22 protein-coding genes and 2 pseudogenes are annotated in these 22163 nt (G+C 63.9%); 16 read left to right on the top strand and 8 right to left on the bottom strand.

What is annotated here, in order from left to right:
- Positions 1 to 178: pseudogene (locus tag JQ566_RS34715) on the top strand (NUDIX hydrolase); the annotation flags it as partial.
- A gap of 27 nt (positions 179 to 205) precedes the next feature.
- Here JQ566_RS34715 and JQ566_RS25820 read toward each other — a convergent pair.
- A complete protein-coding gene (locus tag JQ566_RS25820; protein ID WP_212377552.1) occupies positions 206 to 1564 on the bottom strand; it encodes a metallophosphoesterase family protein in 1359 nt (452 codons plus the stop codon).
- Positions 1561 to 1932, bottom strand: coding sequence for a hypothetical protein (locus JQ566_RS34710; protein WP_249139809.1), 372 nt, complete (start codon positions 1930 to 1932; stop codon positions 1561 to 1563). The genes JQ566_RS25820 and JQ566_RS34710 overlap by 4 nt, the downstream gene beginning before the upstream one ends.
- Here JQ566_RS34710 and JQ566_RS25810 point away from each other — a divergent pair.
- From JQ566_RS25810 to rpmG, 3 genes and pseudogenes are all read left to right on the top strand, one after another.
- Positions 1867 to 2058: pseudogene (locus JQ566_RS25810) on the top strand (NUDIX hydrolase); the annotation flags it as partial. The gene JQ566_RS34710 and the pseudogene JQ566_RS25810 sit on opposite strands and share 66 nt — an antisense overlap.
- Before the next feature lie 238 nt (positions 2059 to 2296).
- Positions 2297 to 3622, top strand: a complete 1326-nt coding sequence (locus JQ566_RS25805) for an LLM class flavin-dependent oxidoreductase (protein ID WP_212377549.1) — start codon at positions 2297 to 2299, stop codon at positions 3620 to 3622.
- A 124-nt stretch (positions 3623 to 3746) separates the two neighbouring features.
- On the top strand, positions 3747 to 3914 hold the full coding sequence (rpmG, locus tag JQ566_RS25800; RefSeq protein WP_007603295.1) for a 50S ribosomal protein L33: 168 nt from the start codon (positions 3747 to 3749) through the stop codon (positions 3912 to 3914).
- A 1163-nt stretch (positions 3915 to 5077) separates the two neighbouring features.
- Here the strand turns inward: rpmG and JQ566_RS25795 are convergent.
- A complete protein-coding gene (locus tag JQ566_RS25795) occupies positions 5078 to 6316 on the bottom strand; it encodes an MFS transporter (RefSeq protein WP_212377546.1) in 1239 nt (412 codons plus the stop codon).
- A gap of 129 nt (positions 6317 to 6445) precedes the next feature.
- Here JQ566_RS25795 and JQ566_RS25790 point away from each other — a divergent pair, with 129 nt between their 5' ends.
- The 6 genes from JQ566_RS25790 (at position 6446) to JQ566_RS25765 (ending at position 13075) form a co-directional block, all read left to right on the top strand.
- Positions 6446 to 7051: a TetR/AcrR family transcriptional regulator gene (locus JQ566_RS25790; protein ID WP_212377543.1), complete on the top strand. Its 606-nt coding sequence runs from the start codon at positions 6446 to 6448 to the stop codon at positions 7049 to 7051.
- 219 nt (positions 7052 to 7270) lie between these two features.
- Positions 7271 to 8071, top strand: coding sequence for a GntR family transcriptional regulator (locus JQ566_RS25785; RefSeq protein WP_212377540.1), 801 nt, complete (start codon positions 7271 to 7273; stop codon positions 8069 to 8071).
- A gap of 32 nt (positions 8072 to 8103) precedes the next feature.
- Positions 8104 to 9102 (top strand): ABC transporter substrate-binding protein, encoded by a 999-nt coding sequence (locus tag JQ566_RS25780; protein ID WP_212377537.1) that lies wholly within the window; start codon positions 8104 to 8106, stop codon positions 9100 to 9102.
- Between the two features lie 11 nt (positions 9103 to 9113).
- A complete protein-coding gene (locus tag JQ566_RS25775; RefSeq protein ID WP_212377534.1) occupies positions 9114 to 9977 on the top strand; it encodes an ABC transporter permease in 864 nt (287 codons plus the stop codon).
- Between the two features lie 13 nt (positions 9978 to 9990).
- On the top strand, positions 9991 to 10788 hold the full coding sequence (locus tag JQ566_RS25770; RefSeq protein ID WP_212377531.1) for an ABC transporter ATP-binding protein: 798 nt from the start codon (positions 9991 to 9993) through the stop codon (positions 10786 to 10788).
- A 40-nt stretch (positions 10789 to 10828) separates the two neighbouring features.
- Complete coding sequence (locus JQ566_RS25765; protein WP_212377528.1) at positions 10829 to 13075, top strand: DUF3604 domain-containing protein; 2247 nt, start codon at positions 10829 to 10831, stop codon at positions 13073 to 13075.
- Between the two features lie 296 nt (positions 13076 to 13371).
- On the opposite strand, the gene JQ566_RS25760 is transcribed toward JQ566_RS25765, so the two are convergent.
- Positions 13372 to 14745: a PleD family two-component system response regulator gene (locus JQ566_RS25760; protein WP_212377526.1), complete on the bottom strand. Its 1374-nt coding sequence runs from the start codon at positions 14743 to 14745 to the stop codon at positions 13372 to 13374.
- Positions 14746 to 14759: 14 nt separating this feature from the next.
- A complete protein-coding gene (locus JQ566_RS25755) occupies positions 14760 to 15125 on the bottom strand; it encodes a response regulator (RefSeq protein ID WP_027573612.1) in 366 nt (121 codons plus the stop codon).
- A gap of 241 nt (positions 15126 to 15366) precedes the next feature.
- Here JQ566_RS25755 and JQ566_RS25750 point away from each other — a divergent pair, with 241 nt between their 5' ends.
- Positions 15367 to 15678, top strand: a complete 312-nt coding sequence (locus tag JQ566_RS25750; RefSeq protein WP_212377523.1) for a DUF3572 domain-containing protein — start codon at positions 15367 to 15369, stop codon at positions 15676 to 15678.
- On the top strand, positions 15675 to 16964 hold the full coding sequence (locus JQ566_RS25745) for a DNA polymerase IV (RefSeq protein ID WP_212377520.1): 1290 nt from the start codon (positions 15675 to 15677) through the stop codon (positions 16962 to 16964). The genes JQ566_RS25750 and JQ566_RS25745 overlap by 4 nt, the downstream gene beginning before the upstream one ends.
- A 16-nt stretch (positions 16965 to 16980) precedes the next feature.
- On the opposite strand, the gene JQ566_RS25740 is transcribed toward JQ566_RS25745, so the two are convergent.
- The gene (locus JQ566_RS25740; protein WP_008548553.1) at positions 16981 to 17136 is read right to left on the bottom strand and encodes a hypothetical protein; all 156 of its coding nucleotides are present in this window, start codon (positions 17134 to 17136) and stop codon (positions 16981 to 16983) included.
- Positions 17137 to 17335: 199 nt separating this feature from the next.
- Between JQ566_RS25740 and JQ566_RS25735 the strand changes: the two genes are divergently transcribed.
- The gene (locus tag JQ566_RS25735) at positions 17336 to 17743 is read left to right on the top strand and encodes an ACT domain-containing protein (RefSeq protein ID WP_212377518.1); all 408 of its coding nucleotides are present in this window, start codon (positions 17336 to 17338) and stop codon (positions 17741 to 17743) included.
- A gap of 94 nt (positions 17744 to 17837) precedes the next feature.
- Here the strand turns inward: JQ566_RS25735 and JQ566_RS25730 are convergent, their stop codons facing one another.
- A complete protein-coding gene (locus JQ566_RS25730; RefSeq protein WP_018646938.1) occupies positions 17838 to 18239 on the bottom strand; it encodes a RidA family protein in 402 nt (133 codons plus the stop codon).
- A 168-nt stretch (positions 18240 to 18407) separates the two neighbouring features.
- Positions 18408 to 19253, bottom strand: coding sequence for a cell envelope integrity EipB family protein (locus tag JQ566_RS25725; RefSeq protein ID WP_212377515.1), 846 nt, complete (start codon positions 19251 to 19253; stop codon positions 18408 to 18410).
- A 242-nt stretch (positions 19254 to 19495) separates the two neighbouring features.
- Between JQ566_RS25725 and JQ566_RS25720 the strand changes: the two genes are divergently transcribed.
- The 3 genes from JQ566_RS25720 to JQ566_RS25710 all read left to right on the top strand — a co-directional run bounded on the left by JQ566_RS25720 (position 19496) and on the right by JQ566_RS25710 (position 22162).
- Positions 19496 to 19963 (top strand): RidA family protein, encoded by a 468-nt coding sequence (locus JQ566_RS25720; protein WP_008130072.1) that lies wholly within the window; start codon positions 19496 to 19498, stop codon positions 19961 to 19963.
- 5 nt (positions 19964 to 19968) lie between these two features.
- On the top strand, positions 19969 to 20715 hold the full coding sequence (locus tag JQ566_RS25715) for a glycerophosphodiester phosphodiesterase (RefSeq protein ID WP_212377513.1): 747 nt from the start codon (positions 19969 to 19971) through the stop codon (positions 20713 to 20715).
- 205 nt (positions 20716 to 20920) lie between these two features.
- Entirely contained in the window at positions 20921 to 22162 is a 1242-nt protein-coding gene (locus tag JQ566_RS25710; protein WP_212377511.1) for a GNAT family N-acetyltransferase, read from the top strand.
- Position 22163 lies beyond the last annotated feature (1 nt).

The raw sequence follows: 22163 nt of genomic DNA, 5'->3' as shown, positions 1-22163 counted from the left end.
GGTCGAGCTGGTCTGGGTCGAGCTCGGCTCGAAGCCGCTCGCCGATCTGCATCCGATGACGCGCAACGTGCTCAACGAGCTCGACACCCGCCTCGCCACCGGCCCGCTCCGCCACGACGCACCGGTGCCGTTCTTCCATTTCTACGGCGGCAAGATGCAGAAGGATGTTTTGGGCTGATCCAGCCGCCGGGCTCTCCGGGCCTGCTCACGCGATCAGCAAACTCAGCGCGGCACCTCTGAAGGCCCGGTCTTCGCGGCCACCTTGTCCGTGGCCGATCGCCCAATGCCGGGGCCACGCCAGCTGATCCAGCCCTCGCGCCGTCGCAGAGGTGAAGGACGACCAGCGCGGAGAGTCGTGATAGCGGTAGAGGAGACCGCCGGGGCCCATATCCGGACAGATCGCGACGCGAATATCAAAGCGGTCGCCTGCCGGAAGATCAGGTCCGAACCAATAGGTTGGGCTGCGTCCCGGCTCACGACCAACGATGGCTGTCAGAGTTTGCCTCGGTCCCCGAAGCCCAAGCCAGAACGGCGCGATCGAACCAGGCGCGAAAGCCGTGAAAATCGTCTGAGCCGATGCGACATCGGTCGCAGCACTTTGCCCCACCAGTCTCAGCTCGATCCTATGTCCGCTCTCCACACGTCCGCTGAACGGCGCTTCGGCTTCCCCGAGCGGCAGCTCCCTCCACCGGGCGGGATCAGGATCGCCCAACGGCCATTCCAACTTCTCCCTGATGGCGCCGTCGACATCGAGCACCTGATAACGCAGGCCCTCCTCGTCGAGCGCGGCCTGGATGCAATGCAGATACTCGACGCCTTCCGGCATCCTGTGCGCCGTTCCCGCGCCCGCAGTGCAAATCTGGAGGACACCGCGATGCGCCTGCACGTCGAAGGCGAGGATGTGGCTGCACAGATAGGCAAGCACGTTTTCGTTCACCAGGATGTCCCAGAACGGGCGGGCGTATTCGTGGCCGATCTCGCGCTGATATGTCCCTGTAAAGCCGTTGATCGGAAACACGGGATGATGACCAAGGACGAGCTTATGCCGGGCATCACCATGCTCCCTGAGCGTAGCCTCCAGCCAGGCCAGCTCGACATGGCCCTCACCGCCAAGGCCGCTCCAGAGCGTGTTGACGAACACCATCAGGAGATCGCCGCGCCTCACGAAGTATGACAGACCGGCTTGCCCCGGCGGCCCATTGTCCGGCAGGTCCAGCACTGCGCGAAACACCGCCTCGCTCATCAAATCATAGGTCGTGTGATTGCCGGTCGTGTGCCACATCGGAATGGCCGCACGGTCGAGCCATGCCATTTCCGTATCCAGCCAATAGCGCCACTGCGCACGCAGCGCGTCCGGATCCGGCGTCAGTCCGATGATTTCATCGCCCGGAAAGAGAACGAAGTCAGGCTGCGGTCTCAGGCGTTGAACGACTGCGTTGACCGAGGCGAAGGTCTTTTCATGCAGGGCACCGGGCACGCCCGAACAGGAGTCGCCATACAACAGAAATTGGTGGCCGTTGCCGCGCGGCAGAAGCGCGGGGATGAAATTATTCGCAGAGGTCATGGCCTTCCATCGCGGTGTTTGGCCGCGAACATGGCAATTTCCGGAACGGGGAGCAACAGGTCATAGCCAGGCTTGATCACTCCGCGTCCGGCTCGGTGCCGACATAGCCGCGCGCCGGCAGCTTGAGGACGCGGCCGATCTCGCTCGCGAGCCTGTCTGCCTCCTCGCGCTTTTTTGAAGCTCATCAGGTTGATCGGCTCGGTGCCCTCGTTGCCGCAGAGATTGACGTCGTACGTCGTCAGATCCGCATCATCATCGCCGGTGATGCTGATGAAATGATAGTCGGCGAGATCACGGCGCCTGCGGATGTTCAGCGGGTCGAGCTGGTCTGGGTCGAGCTCGGCTCGAAGCCGCTCGCCGATCTGCATCCGATGACGCGCAACGTGCTCAACGAGCTCGACACCCGCCTCGCCACCGGCCCGCTCCGCCACGACGCGCCGGTGCCGTTCTTCCATTTCTACGGCGGCAAGATGCAGAAGGATGTTTTGGGCTAGGCTCCGCGGCGCCAAGCTCTCGTTCGTCATTCCGGGGCGCGCGAAGCGCGAACCCGGAATCCATCGCTCGGCAGTCTTTGCGGCCCGATGGATTCCGGGTTCGCGCCAAGAGGCGCGCCCCGGAATGACGTGCTGAGAGAGCTGCAAAAAACAAAAAATTCTTCCCGCCTCCCCCAATGGCGGAGTTCCGGCCCGCACCTATGTCTTTCCGAACGACAATGAAGAAGGACACCGGGCGATGGCACAACGGCAACTCAAGCTTGGCGCGTTCATGCGCCCGATCAGCATCCACACCGGCGCCTGGCGCTATCCCGGGGCCTGGCCCGACGCCAATTTCAACTTCTCGCACATCAAGACGCTGATCCAGAAGCTCGAGGCCGGCAAGTTCGACGCCTTCTTCATGGCCGATCACCTCGCCGTGCTGAACATGCCGATCAATGCGCTCAAGCGCAGCCACACCGTGACATCGTTCGAGCCGTTCACGCTGCTCTCGGCGCTCTCGGCGGTCACCGAGCGCATCGGCCTGATCGCGACCGGCTCGACCACGTTCGATGAGCCCTACCACGTCGCGCGCCGCTTCGCCTCGCTCGACCATCTCAGCGGTGGGCGTGCGGGGTGGAATATCGTCACCACATCCAACCCGGATGCGGCGCTGAATTTCGGCCTCGACGACCACATGGAGCACGCCGAGCGCTACAGACGCGCCCGGGAATTCTACGATGTCGTCACCGGCCTGTGGGACTCCTTCGCCGACGATGCCTTCGTGCGCGATGTCGAGAGCGGCCTGTTCTTCGATCCCGCCAAGATGCACACGCTCGACCACAACGGCAAATATCTGAAGGTGCGTGGCCCCCTCAACATCGCCCGGCCCGTGCAAGGCTGGCCGGTGATCGTGCAGGCCGGTGCCTCCGAAGACGGCAAGCAGCTCGCGGCCGAGACCGCGGAAGCCGTGTTCACCGGCGGCGGCAGCCTCGCCGACGGCCAGAAGCTCTATGCCGACATCAAGAGCCGCATGGAGAAGATCGGCCGCAACCCCGAGCACCTCAAGATCCTGCCCGGCGCCTTCGTCGTGGTCGGCGACAGCGTCGACGAGGCCAAGGAGAAGCGCGCGCTGCTCGACAGCCGCGTGCACTATGACAGCGCCATCGCCTCGCTGTCCGTCATCCTCGGCACCGACGCCTCCGGCTTCGATCCCGATGGCCCTCTTCCCGAGATTCCCGAGACCAACGCCAGCAAGAGCGGTCGGCAGCGTATGGTCGATCTCGCCACCCGCGAAAAGCTCACCGTGCGCCAGCTCGCCCAGCGCGTCGGCGGCTATGGCGGCCTCGCCTTCGTCGGCACCGCCAAGACCATCGCCGACCAGATGGAGGAATGGCTGGTCGGGCGCGGCTCCGACGGCTTCAACATCATGTTCCCGTTCCTGCCCGCCGGCCTCGACGATTTCGTCGACAAGGTGGTCCCGGAGCTGCAGCGGCGCGGGATTTTCCGCAAAGAGTATGAAGGGCCCACTTTGAGGGAGAATCTGGGCCTGCCGCGGCCGAAAAACCGGTTCTTTGAGGCCTAATGGGCCCGATTTGGGTGGTTTTGGGGGTGTAAAACCTTGACATCAGACGGTTTCTGGCTAGTTTGCCGGCCAACGCGGGCCGTTTGGCCGGCTCCAGATTCCCCAATTTTCTGAGGTTCAGAACATGGCCAAAGCGGTCACCATCAAGGTCAAGCTCGTGTCCTCGGCCGACACCGGCTTCTACTACGTCGCCAAGAAGAATTCGCGCACCATGACCGACAAGCTGGTCAAGAAGAAGTATGACCCGGTCGCGCGCAAGCACGTCGAATTCCGCGAAGCCAAGATCAAGTAAGATCGCGGGACGTTGAAGACTTTGACGGGGCCCTCTGGGCCCCGTTTTCATTTGCTCCGCTACATGTCCGGGACGCGCTGCAGCGTGCAACGCTGCTGCGCAGAGCCGGGACCCAGAACGCAACACGGCACACCGCGAAGACATGGGCCCCGGCTCTCGATCCCAACAGGCAACGAACATCAACGCCAGCTTGTGCGCAAGCGGCGCGCGCAACGACACTCAGCGCATTCATGGCGGCGTGCCAAGCCCTATGGAAATGTGAGCTCGTCCACAGATTTTCGCTCAGAAGTATGTCAAGCTGGCTAACAGGTTTGGCGATGGGATGAGAGCAGCATTCATGGAAACCGCGAAACATTGTCGTGACCAGTCCACTGAATGCCTCAGCCTAATGCAATCAGCGCGGGACGAGACTGAAGCAAGACTCCTCAAATCTCTGTCGCAAAGCTGGGTCCGCCTCGCAAACCAGATCGATCGGTACAAATCGTATCGTTCGACGCGTGACAATCGGCCTGCCGCTTAGCTACACGCGCAGCTGCACGATCCACTCTGATCCAGGAAATCCGCGAGGGGATAGGCCGGAAGCGCCCGGCGCCAGACGTCGGAGATGACCGACGTCCAACTCGAGGATAAGTCTGCTCGGCGACGCGCTCACCACCCAGCTGCTGATGACCGTTGCATCACCAAGTATGATCGGCAGGTCGGTTCCTGCCGGTGGATAATCGTGCAACCCGGAATTGGTCCGCAGCCACACCTTAGCTCCGGTCTCAAGTGTCCAATGCGTCGTATGGCCCGCCCATTCCATGTCTTGGTCCCTGTGGCGAAGGGCGAGCTAGCGGTTTTGCGATGAGACGACTTGATGTCCGACAAGTCCAGCAGCGTAGATTGCAGGATGGCTGCCGATGGGTTGGGCCTCGTCCCGCCAAACCTTCTCGGGAAGACCGAGCTTGGGTGGCCAGGCTGGGGGCGCTGTTTCCTGCCACGCAAGTGAGCAGGTCTCTGTGGCTCGTATCCCGGCAAACGTGATCGGTCGGTCTGCCAAAGGTCACGACCTCAACCGAAGCCTTAGACGTTCGCTACGGGTTCACAATCGGCCCACCACGACCAAACAGCGCGGAGTCCGCTGTAAGCCTCCAAGCTGACGAAAGCGACCAGTCGCCTCCGCCCTACGCCGTGCGCAGCACCGGCGCCGGTGGTTGCGATGGACGGATCAGCGCGAACGCGACCTGCACGATGCCACCGGCAAGGCCGAGCGCCACGCCGATGCGCCAGGCCATGGTGTAGGAGCCGAGCGCGTCGTAGAGCACCCCTCCGCCATAGGCACCGAGGAAGCTGCCAACCTGATGGCTCATGAAGGCCAGCCCCTGGATCATCGCCTGCCAGCGCAGGCCGAACATCTCCGCGACCGCGCCTGCGACCAGCGGGCCGACGCCCATCCACAAAAAGCCCATGATCGCGCCGAACAGCAGCGTCGAGAACGGGCTCGCCGGCAGCATGAAGTACCAGGCGAGCGCGAGCGAGCGCAGGAGGTAGATCCCGCCCAGCAGCGCAAGCTTGTTCCAGCGCTGGCCGGCCCAGCCGAAGAACAGCGAGCCCAGCACGTTGAAGCCGCCGATCATGCCGAGCGTCTGCGCGCTCAGCATCGGATCGAGGCCGCAGATCGCGAGGTAAGACGGCAGATGCGTGGTCAGAAACACCAGCTGCATGCCGCAGACGAGATAAGCACAGGTCATCACCACGAAAGAGGCATTGCCGAACGCGGTCCTCGCCGCCGTCGCGGCCGTGGCATCGTCGATCTCGTCGGCGGCCGGCTTGGGCAGCGGGATCTGGTCGACGCGCCCCGCATACCACGCGGCGGGAATCATCAGCACCGACATCACGACGAAGCCGGCAAGGCCGATGCGCCAGCCAAAGCCCTCGTTGAGCATCTGACCGATCGGCGCCGACAAGAGCGCGCCGAGCGAGCCCGCACCGGAGACGATGCCGAGCACGGTCGAGCGCACCGTTTCGGGCACCGCACGCGCCGCCACCGACATCGCGATCGCGGCTGCGGTGCAGGCCAGCGACGTCCCGATCAGCACGCCGGCGCCGATCATGATGCTGAGAAGCCCGTTCGCGGTTGCCATCAGCGCGAGCCCCGCAATGTACATCAGCGTGCCCGCGATCATGATCGGACGGAAGCCGTAGCGCACAGTGAGCGCGCCGGCGGGCGGCTGGAGAAAGCCCCAGGCGAGGTTCTGCACGGCCAGCGCCAGCGTGAAATCCGAGATCGAAATATGGATGTCGTGCGTCAGCGGCTGCATGAAGATGCCGAGCGACTGCCGCAACCCCATGCTCAGCGTCAGCATGATCGAGGCGCCGATCAGGATCGGCAATGTCGGACGCAGGACCTGCAACAGGGGCATTTTCTTCTCCCTCGTCGGCACGGCGCAAATGCCGTCGTCTGCTTTTGCCGTTGATTTTGGGTACACAGACCTGTTTACTTAGGCTATGGTTGGCAGGTGCTGTCAAGCGAACAGGACGCGTGCTGCCGCATGGCTCCCCCGCCCAAACAACAGATGATGAAAGAGCGGATCCTCGAGACCGCCGACAAGCTATTTTATCTGCAAGGCATTCGCGCCATCGGCGTCGACACCATCGCGGCCGAGATCGGCATCTCCAAGCGCACGCTCTACAACCACTTCCCCTCCAAGGACGCGCTCATCGCGGCCTATCTCGAGCGCCGCTTCGTAGCTCAGCGCCCGTCCGACAAGCCGCCGGCCGAGCAGATTCTTGCGACGTTCGATTCGCTGGAGCGGCGGTTTGCGGCGAAAGATTTTCGCGGCTGCCCGTTCGTCAATGCCGTCGCCGAGCTGGGTCCCACGGATCGCGCCGTGAAGAAGATCGCGATTGCCTTCAAGGAAGGCCGCCGCATCTGGTTTCGCGAGCGGCTCACCGAGCTCGGCGTCGCCGATGCGGATGCGCTGGCGACGCAGCTCGTGCTGCTGGTCGACGGCGCCATCGCCCAGGATCTCGTGCGCGACGATCCCGCGATGGCGCGCGCCGCGAAGGAAGCGGCGACGGTGCTGCTGCGCAATGCGGGGGTGGATGTGGGTGGTGATGCGAAGCCGGCGAAGCAACGCAAGTCCACGCCGCAATAAACGCCGCCGTCCCAATCAGACTGCCTCAACCGTCGGCAATCTTCGCGCCGGCCCGGGCATGACGTACGCCGCACGCTCCCACCCGGGCCGCCAAAAACGCGGCACAAGCACTTGGCACGCCCCTGTCCGGCTCTCCCAAGCCCCCAATTCAGCCGCTTTGCCCACCTGGCACGGCTCTTGAATAAGACATCTTAGGACAACTTGGGACGGGTTAAGAGATTGAAACAGCGGGAAGCCATCGCAACACTCTCGGAATTGTCTCTGGAGCGGGACAGCGCGCTACCGCTCTACCTCCAACTCTCCCGGGCAATCGAGGCGAAGATCGAAGGGGGCCATTTCGGTCCAGGGCAGATGCTGCCCTCTGAGACGGCGCTCTGTCGGCATCTGAGCGTCAGTCGCATCACCGTGCGGCAAGCGTTCGAGGACCTCCTGACCAGAGGCTTGATCGATCGCCGGCAGGGCAAGGGCACCTTCGTGGCTCGCCCGCTGATCCGCACGGGCCTGACGGGCGCGGACAGACTCTTCGACACGCTTTTCGCTCAGAAGCACGCGCCCTCGTCCCGGCTGCTGACCTTTGGCCTGCAGCACCCACCGGCGGATATCGCGCCGTTCTTCGATTGTCCGCCAGATGACCAGCTTCTGCGCCTGGATCGGCTCTACCTCCTGAACGACCGCCCCGTCGGAATAGCCATCGGCTGGCTTCGGGCTGAGGTTGCGGCAATCTCCAGGGAAGACGCAGCGAGCCATTCAACGGCGTATCTGATCGAGCGCATGTTCGGGCAGCCGATCAAGAAGTCAGAAGTCTCGATCCGCGCAGCGTCGGCCGGACGTGAGACGGCCCAGCATCTCAAGATCAACGAACGAGCGCCGGTGTTGGTGCTTCATCGCCGGCGTTTGCTTCAGGACGGCCGGACCGCCGACGTGGTCCGCTCGTACATGAACGCGGATTCCTACGAATTCTCGATCGACAACGTTCTCGATCTCGATGGCCATCCGTCTTTAACGCTGGTGGCCGCCTGACGGGCGCGCGCCGGCCTAGCAAGGAACTCTCCATGCATCATGACCTGCTCAGGAAGGCTTGCCGCGCGCTGTGCTCTGCCGGCCTCGCCGCCGTCGTGCTCATGACGGGGGCCCGTCTCGCTCACGCCGATCGGGATATGATCCGGGCAGCCTACCGGCTGACCAGCACATCGATCGCGACGAAGGATACCGGATACCCCGACAAGTATGGCCTGAACGTCGACGTCGCCAAGATGTCGACCGGCATCGAAGCCAACGAGGCCATCCTGACCGGCGCTATTGAGGTCGGAGAAGTCGGTATCACGCCATTCGTGACGCTGTTGTCGCGCTCGCCGGACGTGGTCGCCATCGGCGTCGCGAGTTCCGGTGGGGGCACCTACCGAACGGTGGTGCGCAAGGAATCGCCGTATCAGTCGATGGACGATTTGCGCGGCAAGAAGGTCGCGATCAGGATCGGATCCGGCAATTATTCCGCCTTCCTGACCTACATCGCTTCGCGCGGCTGGAAGGAAAGCGAATTTCAACTCGTCAACAGCGGCGATCAGGAAGCGATCGCGGCGCTCGCCGGCGGCTCGGTCGATGCGGTGATCTATTGGGAGCCGATCGTGTCGGTGCTGATCGCCAAGGGAATCGCGCGACCGATCTTCAGCTTCAAGGGTGTCGTCGACAATCCGGTCTTCATCGTCGCCAACCGCAAGGCGCTGGCCGCGAAGCCGCTGGCCTTCGCGAAATATCTTGCGGCCTTCATGGACGGCCAGAAACTGTTGCGTGACGACGTGCCGGGCGCCGCCAAGGTCATCGCCGAAATCATGAATCGCGCAGGCCAGCAGATCGACGCCACCGCCATCGAGATGTCGATCCCCTCCTCCGACTACGCCATCGAGCTGACCGATCGGGTGAAGGCGGAGGCCAAGGCCAATTACGAGCTGCTGAAGAAGGCCGGAAAGCTGCGCGGCAGTGAACCCGACTGGTCGACGGCATTCGATGGCAGCGCCATCGAAGCCGCACGCAAACTGCGCAGCACGAACTGAAAGGCTGACGGATGACGGTCGAAATCGAAGTGACGCCCCGCGAAGGCATCGTCCGCCCGGCGGGCACGTCGACAGCCGCACATGGTGTCCAGATGATCCGCGCGGGCTTGCGGTTCTGCTGGCCGATCGCAGCCGTGCTCCTGCTGTGGGAGGCCAGCAGCCGCCTCGGTCTGATGAATCCGGTCTTGCTGCCGCCTCCCTCGGCGGTCGCGGCCAATATGGTGCGCCTGCTGCACAGTGAGAACGGCGCCCTGCCGGTGCTTCTCAAGCATACACTCGTGAGCTTCGGGCGCATTGCCGTCGGCTACGGGCTCGCCGCTGTCATTTGCACGGCCCTCGGTCTGCTCATGGGCATCAACCGAAGCGTTCATGCCTTCTTCGACCCGATCATCACCGTCATGATGCCGATTCCGACGCTCGCCTGGGTGCCGATCATCATCCTGTGGCTCGGCATGACGGACGCGACCATCATTTTCGTGATCTTTATCGCCGGTCTCTTTCCGATCATCTACAACTCGGCTGCGGGCGTGCGAGGCATCTCGAAGAAGCACTTGTGGGCCGCCGAACTGATGGGCGCCAGCCATTTCAAGCTGTTCTTCAAGGTTCTGCTGCCGGGAGCGCTGCCCTCGATCATCACCGGCCACATCCTCGCCGTGAGCAATGGCTGGCGCGCGCTGGTCGGCGCCGAAATGCTCGCGGGCTCGGGCTGGGGCCTCGGCTATCTGATCTTCGACGCCCGGACCTTCATGGACACCGAAACGGTCTACGGCGGCATCGTCATGATCGCGCTGCTCGGCCTTCTGATCGAGAAGGGTCTATTCCGCCCCCTGCAACGCTACACGATCGAGCGTTGGGGCACAGTCCGCGCCGCCTGAGGAGAGTCAATCCATGACAATCTCGACACAGATCGACTCGTCCGCACCCAAGCTCGATGTCATTCATGTCGCGAAGAGCTTTCGCACGGCGGACGGAGAGATGGTGCATGCCATCGGCGATGCCGAGCTCAAGATCGCGGAGGGCGAATTCGCCGCCTTCATCGGTCCGTCCGGCTGCGGCAAATCGACATTGCTCTACATGATCGCCGGCTTCGAGCACCCCTCTTCCGGCACGGTCTCGATGAACGGACGGACCGTCGACAGGCCGATGCCGGACCGCGGTATCGTCTTTCAGGAATATGTCCTGTTTCCCTGGCTAACGGTCGAAGGCAACATCCGCTTCGGGCTCGACGTCCAGGGACGTCGGGATGCCGCATCCGACGAGCGCGTGCGGCATCTGATTTCGCTCGTGGGACTCAAAGGCTTCGAGAAGGCTTTTCCGCATACGTTGTCCGGCGGGATGCAGCAGCGCGTGGCGATCGCGCGCGCGCTGGCTTACGACCCTGAGGTCATGCTGATGGACGAGCCGTTCGGCGCCCTGGACGCGCAAACCAAGCGTCGCCTCATCAGCGACTTCATTCGCATCTGGGAAGACAATCGCAAGACCGTCGTCTTCGTCACCCATTCGGTCGAGGAAGCGCTGCTTCTTGCCGACAAGGTTTATCTGTTCTCAGCCAGGCCCTCGAAGATCAAGCAAGTGTTTGAAGTCAACTTGCCGCGACCTCGCGACATCACCGCACCGGAATTCCTGGAGATCGAGACGGCCCTGTTGGCGAGCCTCGATGAGGAAGTCTCCAGAATGATGGACTGAACGGGTCGTCGTCGATCACCAGAACCGAGAAGAATGCAATATGATCTGCAAGGATTACCTGCCCGCTCAGATGGGCACAATGTCGCTCGACGCCGTGGACCCGGTCCCGGCCGGATCGGTGCAGAGCCTCACCTTCGTGTATACGACGGGCGATTTCGGCATCGACGACACCGGCGGCATACGGGTCTGCTGGCGCACGACTTCCGACATGGGCAAGCCTCAGTTCAGTGATCCCCAGAATCTCAACTACACGACCATCGAGGCCTCGAACGGCGCCAGGCTCGAATGTTCGGTGGATCGCAGCGGCGTCCGTCCCTGGACCAACAGCCTGACTGTGCGGGTCGGCCGCGGCTTTCTGCGCAAGGGCGAGACGATCACGATCAGGATGGGTGACCGCAGGGCGGGGTCGCCCGGAATCCGGCTGCAAACGGCCGTCGAGCATTTTCAGTTCAAGACTCTCATCGACGCGTTCGCGACCAACCAGTACACCGAGCTCCCGCTCTCACCTCATATTCGCCTGATACCGGGGGAAGCCGTACGCTGGCGCGCGAGCTTGCCGAGCCAGAACGTCCTCGGCGAAAGCTTCCGGCTGTGCATCGCGGCCGAAGACATATGGGGCAACCCGACGGCTCAGGGAGCACAGCCCATTCGCCTGACCGCGTCTTCAAGCATTTCCGGACTGCCGGAGCATGCGCTCGCCGTTGGCGAACGCGGGACCCTGGTCATCGACGGCTTGAAGGCCCTCAAACCAGGCGACCTGCGCATTGACGTCCGAGCGGCCGGGGATCGACACGTCCTGTGCACCTCGACCCCCGCGAGGATCGTCGACGGCGCTCCTTTCAAGCATTTCTGGGGAGACCTGCACGGGCAGAGCGGCGAAACCGTGGGCACAAATCCCGTACGGGACTACTTCCTGTTCGGCCGCGACCAGGCGTTCCTCGACGTGATCGGCCATCAAGGCAACGATTTTCAGATCACCGACGGTTTCTGGGCCGAGCTCAACGCTCTGACGGCGGAGCTCTACGAGCCCGGCAGATTCGTCACCTTTCCCGGCTATGAATGGTCGGGCAACACCGGCATGGGCGGCGATCGCAACGTCTTCTACCGCCACGAAGGCAGGCCGATCCACCGCTCCTCGCGCATTCTCGTCGAAGATGCCGCCGACGCAGACTGCTATACGGCCGGCGCGCTGTTCGACACCCTGGAGCAGGCCAGAGAGGATGCGGTGGTGATCGCGCATGTCGGCGGGCGATACGCCGATCTCGGCGTGGCTCACGACGGACGTCTCGAACGCGCGGTCGAGATCCATTCGAGCTGGGGCACCTTCGAATGGCTCCTGCACGACGCCTTCGATCTCGGGCACCGTCCGGGCATCGTCTGTCACAGTGACGATCACAAGGGACGCCAGGGCGCGACCCAACCCGGCGCGTCGACGTTCGGCGCCATCGGCGGCCTCACCTGCTATCTGGCAACGGAGCTGACACGCGACGGCGTCTTCGACGCCCTGCGCGCGCGCCGGCAATACGGCACGACGGGAACGCGCCTCTACATGAATGTGATCGGCACCTTCGACGCGCCGGTCACGATCTACGCCGACGATCCGCTGCTCGGGGCAACGGAATTCCGGCGCGGCACCAGCGTCCTGATGGGCGCGGTGGTGGCGCCCAACCGAACCGGGTTGAGCCTGGACGTCGATGTCTCCGGCTCGGCACCGATCGACCGCATTGACATCTTCCACGGCAAGGAGATCGCCGAGACGTTCCGCCCCTACACCGCCGCTGATCTCGGCCGACGCATCCGCGTGAGCTGGAGTGGAGCCGAGTACCGGGGCCGAGGCAGGGAAACCTCATGGACGGGCGAAGCCCGACTGACGGGCAGCCGCATCAACCAAGTGAAGGCCATCAACTTCCTCAATCCGCAGCAGCCTTTGCACTGGTCGAACGGCGACAACATGGTCTCGTGGAAGTCCGTGACGACCGGAAACATGGCAGGCTTCGACGTTTTCGTCGACGACGCGGCAGTGGGACGGCTCGCAATCGAGACCAATCTTGCAGCGCTCGACATCGACCTCGGATCTCTGGGCGCCGAGGAACGCGTGGTCGAAGCAGGAGGGCTGGCACGCCGGCTGCGCGTCTGGCGGTTGCCGGAAAATGGCGGCGCGATGTCGATACGGATCCGGCATCGCGTCGAGGGACGCGATCTCCGGGCGGATCTGCCAGTCTACGTTCGCGTGACCCAGGAAGACGGTCATCAGGCCTGGTCCAGCCCGATCTATCTCATTCCCTGAAGCTCTGCTTCGAGCTGTCAAACAGGAGCTGGGAGGTGATGCGAAGAACAGGTGAAGGGCCACCAACGCCCACCACAATAACCGGCGTCGTCCCAGACAAGCGCAGCGAAGCGTGAGGATGTCGCGACACGTTCATTCACGCACCGACCGCCCCTACCAACATGCTCCTGTTTTGCCCGACGAGTCAAACGACGCCACCGCTGGCGCAAGCCTGTTTGCCACCCGCATAACCCATTGATCCGACTAACGCCGGCTACTGTGCATGGGGTTGTTTTCGCACTTTTTGTGCGGACGGCTCACGCCGCCTGCGACACCACGCGATTGCGGCCGTCGTGCTTGGCGCGGTAGAGCGCGGTGTCGGCGCGCTTGAGGACGTCGGCGACCGACTCGCCCTTTTGCTCCAGCGTGGTCAGCCCGATCGAGATCGTGACCTCGATGCGCTTCGCCCCTTTGTGAATCGCGAACGGCTCGCCCGCGATCGAGCGGCGCAGGCGCTCGGCGACCATGCCGGCGACGTGGAGATCGGTCTCCGGCATCACGATCACGAACTCCTCGCCGCCGTAGCGGCAGGCGAGATCAATGCCGCGGATCGACTTGCGCACCCGCACCGCAAATTCGCGCAGCACGTCGTCGCCGGCGTCGTGGCCGTAATTGTCGTTGATCGACTTGAAGTAGTCGATGTCCAGGATCATCAGCGCCAGGGGCTTGCCGCGGGTCGCGGCCTGCTCGGCGAGCGTTGCGAGATGGCTCTCCATGTAGCGGCGATTGTGCAGGCCGGTGAGCGCGTCGGTGATCGCCATCTCGATCGAGTTCTGCACGTTGTCGCGTAAGTGATCGGTGTAGCGGCGGCGGCGGATCTGGGTGCGGGCGCGCGCCAGCAGCTCGGTCTTGTCGATGGGGCGCAGCAGGTAGTCGTTGACGCCGATCTCGAGGCCGCGGAGCAGCCGCGTCGAGTTCTCGGGGTCGGCGATGGCCAGGATCGGCACGTGGCGCGTGCGCTCCAGCGAGCGCGCCTGGCTGCAGAGCCTGAGGCCGTCGAAATTGTTGAGGTCGAGCGAGACGATCAGGAGGTCGTAATTGCCCTCGGCGGCGTGGAACAGCGCCTCCGTCGGGTTCGGCTCGACGTCGACGGTGTGCTCGGCGGCGAGGATCGTCGCCAGCCGCTCATAGGAGGACTCGCGGTCGTCGACCAGGAGGATGCGGCCGCCCTTGCCGGTGTCGGCGACGGCGCTGCGCTCGGGCGCCTGCATGCCGATCTCGAGCGAGGTGATGGCGCGCATGCGCAGCTCATCCGTCATCATCTTCAGTCGCGTCAGCGAGCGCACGCGCGCGATCAGCACGACGTCGGAGACGGGCTTGGTGAGGAAATCGTCGGCGCCGGCTTCCAGCCCGCGATTGCGGTCGGCGGGGCTGTCGAGCGCGGTGACCATCACGACCGGAATGTGGTGCGTGGCGGGATCGGTCTTGAGGCGGCGGCAGACTTCGAAGCCGTCCATGTCGGGCATCATCACATCGAGCAGGATGATGTCGCATTCGGCGCGCCTCGAGATCGCCAGCGCCTCGGTGCCGTTCGAGGCGGTCATCACGTCGAAATATTCGGCGGACAGGCGGGCTTCGAGGAGTTTGACGTTGGCAGGAACGTCATCGACAACCAGGATACGCGCGGACACTGTGAACTCACTTCCTATCCGATAAAACGCCGGACCGTCTCAATGAATTTGCCGACCGAGATCGGCTTGGACAAATAGGCTTCGCAGCCGCCCTCGCGGATGCGTTCTTCGTCGCCCTTCATCGCGAACGCCGTGACCGCGACGACGGGAATGGTACGCAGCTCCGGATCGTCCTTGATCCAGCGCGTCACCTCGAGCCCGGAGACTTGCGGCAATTGGATATCCATCAGCACGAGGTCGGGCCGCATCTTGCGAACGAGGTCGAGCGCCTCGTAGCCGTTGCTGGTGCCTGTGGTCTGGTAGCCGTGCGCCTCCAACAGGTCGCGGAAGAGCTTCATGTTGAGCTCGTTGTCTTCCACGATCAGGACGGTCTTAGCCATCCCGCCCTCCTGATTGGTCCGAAGGACCGGTACATGTGACGCCTCAGACGCCGCTTCCCGGCGCTTCGAAAACTGGATTCAAACTAGCCTCAGATTCGCTTGAGTTTCGTTAAACCCGAGGGTCGACTTTCTGCGATGTGGTTTCCAGTTGCTTGCCTGGGCCGGAAGACTTGAGGACGGGACTCGGGCATGATGATTCCAAATTAGAGACCGAAAGTTAACGGAAAGGCAAACCGTCGCCGTGAAAAAGCCTGTTCACAACCCCCGCGAAGTCGCTGAAATCGTTGCGATTCAGGCCCTGTCTTTCGTCGCGGGCGAGCCCGAGCGGCTGGGCCTGTTCCTGGCCGAGACAGGGGTCGGTCCGGAGACCCTCCGCAATGCCGCCGCGGACCCGAATTTCCTCCTCAGCGTGCTCGATTTCGTGCTGCGCGATGACGCCACTGTGAAGGCCTTTGCCAAGGCCGCGGAACTGCATCCGACCAACGTTGCCGCAGCGCGGCAGGTCCTGGGCGACGCGCTCGGCGACCCCTCCTGGGAGCGCGACGTGCCGTGAGCGTTCCAGAGGCGGCCGGGCCCCGCTGCTTCTGCCGGGATTGTCTGGCCGATCTGGATATGGGCGTGCGGCGCTGTTCCGCCTGCGGATCCCCCCGCCTCGTCCGCCACCGCGCGCTGGCAGGCCTGACCATCGCCCATATCGACTGCGACGCCTTCTATGCGACGGTCGAGAAGCGCGACAATCCTGACATCGCCGACAAGCCCGTCATCATCGGCGGCGGAAAGCGCGGCGTGGTGTCGGCCGCCTGCTACATTGCGCGCACCTATGGCGTGCGCTCGGCGATGCCGATGTTCAAGGCACTGCAAGCCTGCCCGCATGCGACCGTGATCCGCCCGGACATGGCGAAGTATGTCCGGGTCGGCCGCGAGGTCCGGCAGGCCATGCACGCGCTGACGCCGCTGGTCGAGCCGCTCTCGATCGACGAGGCTTTCCTCGACCTTTCCGGCACCGAGCGCGTACACGGCATGATCCCCGCAAAAGTGCTGGCGCGCTTTGCCCGCGAGGTCGAGCGCGACATCGGCATCACAGTCTCGGTCGGCCTGTCCTGCAACAAGTTTTTGGCCAAGATCGCCTCCGACCTCGACAAGCCCAGAGGCTTTGCCGCGCTCGACCAGGACGAAGCGCTGACGATGCTGGCTTCGAGGCCGGTCGGCTTCATCTTCGGCGTCGGCCCCGCGACGCAGGAGCGCCTCGTGCAGCGCGGCTTCCGGATCATCGCCGACCTGCAGAAGGCCGACGAGATCGAGATGATGCGGCAGTTTCCGAGCGACGGCCGCCGGCTGTGGCGGCTCGCGCGCGGCATCGACGACCGCCGCGTCGAGCCCGATCGCGGCGCCAAGACCATTTCCAGCGAGACCACCTTCGAGACCGACATCCGCGATTTCGCAACGCTGGAGAAGATCCTGTGGCGGCTCTGCGAGAAGACGTCGTCGCGGCTGAAAAGCAGCGAGCTCGCCGGCTCGACCATCACGCTGAAGCTGAAGACCGCCGATTTCCGCCAGCGCACCCGCTCGCAGTCGATCACAGCCCCGACGCAGCTTGCCGCGAAGATCTTTGCGATCTGCCGCGAGATGCTGGCCAAGGAGATCGACGGCACCGCCTTTCGCCTGATGGGCGCCGGCGTCAGCGCCCTGCGCGAGGGCTCGGTGAGCGACGACACCGACATGCTCGACCGCCGCGCCGCGCACGCCGAACGTGCGGTGGACAGCCTGCGCAAGAAGTTCGGCAGCGCCGCGGTGATCCGCGGCATTGCGTATGAGGGGCCGGAGAAGCCGCAGGAGTGATCTGGTCGTGCTCGACTCAGTCGCGTTCGAATATCCGTGCACCCGGATAGGCGCGCCGGGCATACTGAACGACCAACTGTCGATCCTGGGTTTCCAGGAACGGCGTTCGGATCTGACAAGACCCGACGATGAGGTGCCACAAGCCGTTGAGCTTTCGAATGACGACGTTCATTTGAGCCTCTTCGCAGTGACCCGAGTGGACTCAAATTGTAAGAATCTCCCGCCGTCGCTCAATTGTACCAGTGTAAGGTCAGGACATGAGAAGGATTGGAAGAGATATACAAAGGTATGTTGACCATGGCTTCAACAGCCGCTGGCGCCGATAGCTTCGCAGGGGCTCAACCGATCTTGCCGGTTCGGGGACAGGCACCATGACAGGCGAACGCGATCTCGACGCGCTGCTGCGTGACATGAAGCTGGAGATCCTGGACGGCACCTTCGTGTTTTGCACGCTTGCGCCGAGCGCGAGCATTCCAGCCAGCATCAGCCCGATGCTGACGTTCCGCGAACGCGAAGGAACAACGCTGGTGATACTGCACGAGGAGGCCGAACGTGCCGGGCTGCGCCATGAATTTCCCTCGCGCCTGATCACCCTGTCAGTTCACTCCGCGCTCGATGCGGTGGGCTTTCTGGCGGCCATCACGGCGCGTCTGGCCGAAGCCGGCATCAGCGTGAACGCCGTGTCGGCCTTTCACCACGACCATCTCTTCGTGCCGGTCGACAGGGCCGATGAAGCGATGGTGCTGCTACGAGGGATGTCCGAGGCGACGCACCTGTAGCCCGGATGGAGCGCAGCGCAGTCCGGGACAGTGCCCTCCGTCGCGACAGGCTTCCCGGATTACGCTTGCGCTCCATCCGGGCTACAGGAAAACCTCAATCCGCGACCGCCACCGCCTCGATCTCGATCAGCCATTCCGGCGCGGCGAGCGCGGAGACGCCGACGAGCGTGGAGGCCGGCGGCTCCATGCCTTCGAAGAAGGCGGAGCGAGCCTTGCCGATGATGGGTCGCAGCTCCGGCTTGTAGTTCACGACGAAGGTTGTGATCTTGACGATATTGGAATAGCTCGCGCCGGCCGCCTTCAGCGCCAGACCGAGATTCTGCATCACCTGCGTCGTCTGCGCGGCGATATCGCCCTCGCCGACGATCCGCCCCTCCTCGTCGGTCGAGACCTGCCCGGAGATGTAGATCGTGCGCGCGCCTGTAGCAGTGACGACATGGGAATAGGCGGGATTGTGATGCAGGCCGCTGGGGCGGAGATGGTCGAGCTTCGGCATGGGCTGGCTCCCCGAGTTTGTGGTTGGGAGAGAGCGTAGCTGGAGAGTGTGACGAGAGCTAGCCCCGTCATTGCGAGAAGCTCTTGCGACGAAGCAATCCAGAATCTTTCCGCGGAGAGAGCCTCTGGATTGCTTCGCTGCGCTCGCAATGACGAAGAGAGACAGCCCTCAATTACAGGGCTTGCTGTCCTTGACGTCGAACTTGCCCATCGCGCCGGAGATGACGAAATCGTTGTAGTCGAGCACGAGCTGGCGCGAGACGCCGTTCTCGTAGAGTTCGAACGACATCGCATAGATCGGCGTCTGCTCGCCCTCTTTCCGCTGGGCCTCGCGGTCGAAATAGCTGACGGTGACGGGCCAGCGCTTCAGCGACTTCATGTGCTCGTCCGAGGTCGATGGATCGGACGAGGTGGCGCGGTCGGCTGGGATCGGCTGGCCGATCACGGTCAGCGTGTTGTAGACCTTCTGGCCGTCGTCGGACCCGTCATAGACGGAGAGCTCCAGCAGCGATTTGCCGTCCTTGGCGGCCGCAATGATGCGCTGGATCTGCTCGGTCGGGAATACGATCTTGCCGTCGAGGGTGAAGCTCTTCGGCGCCGGCAGCTTCAGCTTGACATTGATATGGTCGCCGTCGCGCTCGGCCGAGCCGTCGACGCGGCCGGCATCCGCCTCGTTCATGCGCGTCTCGATCTTGAAGCGGTAGCTCTTTCCCGCGGCGTCCTCCCAGGAGTTGGAGCGGAGGTCGCTGAGCGTGACCTTGCCCTCGCCGCTGTCGAGCTCGGAGACCTGCCGGAACTCGGAGGTGTAGCCCTCGCAGGCGCTGCCGGTGAAGTTGTAGAGGATCCGGCCACGCGCGCTGTTGACCGAATTGGAGCGCGACTTGACGAGGCTGAGGTCATAGAGCGCCTGGTGCGCGAGAAACGGACCGTTGGCGGCCTGAGCCCCGCCACCAAGGCCGACAATGGCCGCGGCGAGCGCCATCACACCGAGCGAAGTCCGGAAAAGGTGCACCATATCTGTTCCCTGAGGAAAGCGCAGATTCGACATTTTAATGACCGTTCCATTGCGTCGCAACTGAGGCCGTATCACGTAAAGTTGGCCCTTCGCGTTGAACCTGCTGCCGTGCCTCAACAAGATGCAGCCCCGGTTTAGTCCCCTTGGGTTGCTTGCATGTGGCGGCACGATGGGCGAAACAGTGCGCGCCCGGCCATCCAGGGATGCGCCGGAGCGAAGGATTTTGGACAACGAGGTCGGACATGGCGGGCACGGTCGAGCAGAAACTGGCGGAACAGGGTATCAAGCTGCATGAGGCCCCCACCCCCGTCGCCAATTACGTCCCGTTCGTGCGCACTGGCAATTTGCTGTTCGTCTCCGGCCAGGTCTGCTTCGACCCCGCCGGCAAGCTGATCGCCAAGGGCAAGCTCGGCGCTGGCGTCTCCATCGAAGAGGGTGCGGCAGCCGCGCGCGGCTGCGCCGTCAACCTGCTGGCCCAGGTCAAGGCGGCGCTCGGCGATCTCGACAAGGTCGTGCGCGTGGTGCGGCTCGGCGGCTTCATCAACTCGGCGCCTGATTTCCTGGACGGGCCGAAGGTGCTCAACGGCGCCTCCGACCTGATGGTCGCCGCCTTCGGTGACAAGGGCCGCCATGCCCGCACCACCGTCGGCGTCGCCTCGCTGCCCGCGGACGCGGCGGTCGAGGTCGAAGGCGTGTTCGAGGTCGCCTGACGCGCATGCGCGCTCCGGATTGGCTGACAGCCCGGCCGGTCGCCCATCGCGGCCTGCATGACATTTCGCGCGGCATCGTCGAGAACATGCCGGGCGCGGTCCGGGCTGCGGTCGCGGGCAATTTCTCGATCGAGGTCGACATCCAGCTCTCGGCCGACGGCGAGGCCATGGTGCATCACGACCATGCCCTCGGCCGCCTCACCGAGGCCAGCGGTGACGTGATCTCAAAGACCGCGGCGGAGCTGAAGGCCGTCAAGTTCAAGGACACGGACGAGCGGATGATGTCGCTCTCCGACCTCTGCGCCATGGTCGCCGGCCGCGTGCCCCTAGTGATCGAGGTGAAGAGCCATTTTGGCGGCGACCGCAAGCTGGTGAAGCGGATGGCCGAGGTGCTGGCGTCCTATGACGGCCCCGCGGTCGGCATGTCGTTCGATCCCGACCAGGTGCTGGCGCTGCGCGAACTTTTGCCCAACCGTCCGCGCGGCATCGTCGCGCAGCGGACCTATGAGGACGAGTACTGGGCCTACCTGACGCCGGCGCAGCGCGACAGCATGCTGTACCTGCGCCATGGCTTCCAGACCCAGCCGCATTTCGTCGCCTTCAAGGTCGATCACCTCCCGGCCCCCGCCCCCTGGATCGCCCGCAACCTGTTCGGCTGCGCCCTGCTCGGCTGGACCGTGCGCACGCCGGAGCAGCGGACCCGGGTCGGGCAATATGCGGACCAGATGATCTTCGAGGGGTTCGTGCCGTAGGGGGCATGGCACCTCTCGTGTCCCGGACAAGCTGCAACGCTTTAGCGTTGCGGCGCAGAGCCGGGACCCACCGTCCCCTCGGACTCGCTGCCACATGGGCCCCGGCTCAGCAGCGCACCACTACGTGCTGCGCTGCGTCCGGGGCACGAGACCTGTGTTCCCCCACCCCTTGAAGTCGCTGCTGCAATGCACGATCTTGGGCGCAATGGCATCATCCGACATTACGCTCGAGGCCGTACCGTCCATTGGCGACATCTCGCCCGAGGATTGGGACGCCTGCGCCAATCCCGGCGGACGGTGCAATGGGGCTGGTGCGGGAACCTCATCCGTCCCTCCAGGCGATTCCCTCGGCCTCTCAAGACCCGCCTATAACCCGTTCGTCTCCCACGCCTTTCTCTCCGCGGCTGAGAAATCGGGTTCGGCAACGATCCGCACCGGCTGGGGACCCCGGCATCTGGTCGCCAAGCTCGGCGGCCATGTCGCCGGAATCGTCCCCTGCTATCTGAAATCGCACAGCCAAGGCGAATACGTCTTCGACCGGGGTTGGGCGGATGCCTATGAGCGCGCCGGCGGACGCTACTATCCGAAGCTTCAGGTCTCGGTCCCCTTCACCCCCGCCACGGGACCGCGGCTGCTGGTCCGCGACGGCGTCGATCGCGAGCGCATCATGGAGGCGCTGGCGAGCGGGCTGGTGGCGCTGTGCGGCGTCAGCAAAGCCTCGTCCGTGCACGTCACCTTCGCGCGCGAGGATGAATGGAAGCTGCTCGCCGGCCACGGCTTCCTCCAGCGCACCGACCAGCAGTTCCACTGGCACAACGAGGGTTTTGCGAGCTTCGACGATTTCCTCAGCACCCTGAACTCCCGCCACCGCAAATCGATCAAGCGCGAGCGGCGCGATGCGCTCGCCGCCGGCATCACGATCCACTGGCTCACCGGAAAAGACATCACCAAGGATGCCTGGGACGCCTTCTTCGAATTCTACATGGAGACCGGCTCGCGCAAATGGGGACGGCCGTATCTGACGCGCGAGTTCTTCTCGCTGATCGGCGAGTCCATGAGCGAGGACGTGCTGCTGGTGATGGCCCGCCGCAACAATCGCTGGATCGCGGGTGCGATCAACTTCATCGGCTCGGACACGCTGTTCGGCCGCAACTGGGGCGCGGTCGAGCATCATCCGTTCCTGCATTTCGAGGTCTGCTATTACCAAGCGATCGACTTCGCGATCAAACGCGGCCTGAAACATGTCGAGGCCGGCGCGCAGGGCGAGCACAAGATCGCGCGCGGCTACCTGCCGCGTACCACCCATTCCGCCCACTTCATCGCCGATCCCGGCCTGCGCCGCGCCATCGACGACTACCTCAAGCGCGAGCGCGCCTATGTCGCGGAGGCCGGACGGGAGCTTACCGAGCTCGGCCCGTTCCGGAAAGGCATTGACGAGGCGCCTTGAC

Source organism: Bradyrhizobium sp. SZCCT0231, assembly GCF_018130245.1.
GTDB classification, from domain to species: Bacteria; Pseudomonadota; Alphaproteobacteria; order Rhizobiales; family Xanthobacteraceae; genus Bradyrhizobium; species Bradyrhizobium japonicum_F.
This window is presented reverse-complemented; position numbering and strand designations above follow the sequence as displayed.